Origin of the sequence: Nonomuraea sp. B10E15 (assembly GCF_039871615.1) — a bacterium.
In the GTDB taxonomy this organism is placed as follows: domain Bacteria; phylum Actinomycetota; class Actinomycetes; order Streptosporangiales; family Streptosporangiaceae; genus Nonomuraea.
In genome coordinates this window covers 1-1,572 of sequence record NZ_JBDPMB010000056.1, presented here as the reverse complement: position 1 = coordinate 1,572, position 1,572 = coordinate 1, and the positions used below count along the sequence as shown (strand labels likewise).

Here is a 1,572-nt window from a genome sequence, read left to right as displayed (position 1 = left end):
TGGGCTAATTCCATCCTGAAATCGCAGGTCACGCCCCTTGCCTGAGCTCGTTTGGCGGTGTTCGGGCAGGTGACGGTGCCTGATCATGGCGGGTGATCGTCTGTCACCGGGTGATTTCGCTGTGGGTCAGGACCAGCAGGGCGCGCAGCAGCATGGTGGCGTGAGCGGCGTCCATGCGGAGCTTGGTGAGGATGCGCCAGTTCTTCAGGTCGGCGAAGCCGTGCTCGACGGGGGCGCGTTCGCTGCTGATGAGCTGGTTGGCCTGTTTCTGGGCGGTGGTGAGAGGGCTGGTGCGGGTGGCCTTGCGGCCGGTGATGACCACCGGGTCGTCGAGGTCGTCGAGCCCGACGAAGCCGAGGTCGGCCAGGGCGCCCAGGCCCGCCTTGCGGAGCTTCTGCACGAGGTTGTGGTGGCGGGCGGTGGTGATCTCGGAGGCGCGGCCGGGCTGGGCGGCGGAGATCCACAGCAGGTTCCCGGCGACATCGGTGAGGGCCAGGAAGAGCAGGCCGTGCGTTTTGTGCTTGCCCGAGTAGTTTTTCCGGTTGTCCTTCCCGCTGCGGCGCTCGGTGCGGATCAAGGTGCCATCGATCAGCACGACCTCGCCGCCCTGTTCGGCGATCTTGGCCAGGGCGCGGTCCAGGCGTGGTGCCCGCGCGGCCAGCAGCTGCAGGACCTCCCGCACCCAGCGGCGTACGGTGCCGGCCGAGATGTTGTTGCCGCCGGCCATGTCGGCCAGGCGCTGGTCATGGCGCAGCACGGCGAGCACGATGACGGCGATCTTCCCGGCCGGGAGCTTGCGCCAGCGCGATCCGATCGCCTTCAGGTGGCCGCGCAACAGATCGGCGACGAAGGTGAGGGTCTGGGCCGACAACGGCAGCCGGACCTGATAGACAGCGGGTGTGCCCTCGGCGGGCTCGTTGGTTGTTGTCACAAACCGCCATACCCCCGCCGAGGGCGCTCCGCGGCCCCGGGTGCCATGGCCCGGTGCTACGGAAAGCGCCCCTGGTCAGGGGGCGAGGTCAGGATGTCGGGGCGAAGCTCCCGTTCGGCATTTTGCGCAGCCAGCCCCGCTCGGCCAGCCGGTTCAGCTTGGCCCGGGTGCCCTCCACCTGCCCGGATTCGGTGCTCAGCCCGGCCGCTTGGCAGATGTGTTTGCAGATCAGCGCCTTGCCCGCGTCGGTCACGGTCTGCAGGAGAAGCCGATAATCGGCGGGGAGACCGTCGGCGCCGGAGACCTGGTGCCGGTAGGGAATGATCACCGATCCGGTGGCGGTGGCGGACGCTGGCACGTCCCGGCCGACGGCTTCGGGATCGGGATCGGGCTCGGGCTCGGGCTCGGCGAGCATCTGGGTGATGACCTGCTCAGCCACGCTCACCCGATCGAGTTCGTGTTGAACGTCAGTCAGTTGCTTGGTCAGGTGCTGTGCTTGCTCGGCCAGTTCGGTACGGCGGGCGGCGATCCGTTCCAGCAGCGATGACACCCTGCCTCACCTCCGGCGATTACCATGGATAACCACACGGATACGGATACTAGAGGGTGGCTGTGATCGGCTGCGGTGGAATCGGTGAGAA

General features: G+C 67.7%; 2 protein-coding genes. Both read right to left on the bottom strand.

Annotated features, from left to right (window positions below; genetic code table 11):
* Positions 1 to 103: 103 nt before the first annotated feature.
* On the bottom strand, positions 104 to 931 hold the full coding sequence (locus ABGB14_RS49940) for a transposase family protein (RefSeq protein WP_347650951.1): 828 nt from the start codon (positions 929 to 931) through the stop codon (positions 104 to 106).
* 88 nt (positions 932 to 1,019) lie between these two features.
* Complete coding sequence (locus ABGB14_RS49935; RefSeq protein WP_347650950.1) at positions 1,020 to 1,481, bottom strand: hypothetical protein; 462 nt, start codon at positions 1,479 to 1,481, stop codon at positions 1,020 to 1,022.
* Positions 1,482 to 1,572: the final 91 nt, after the last annotated feature.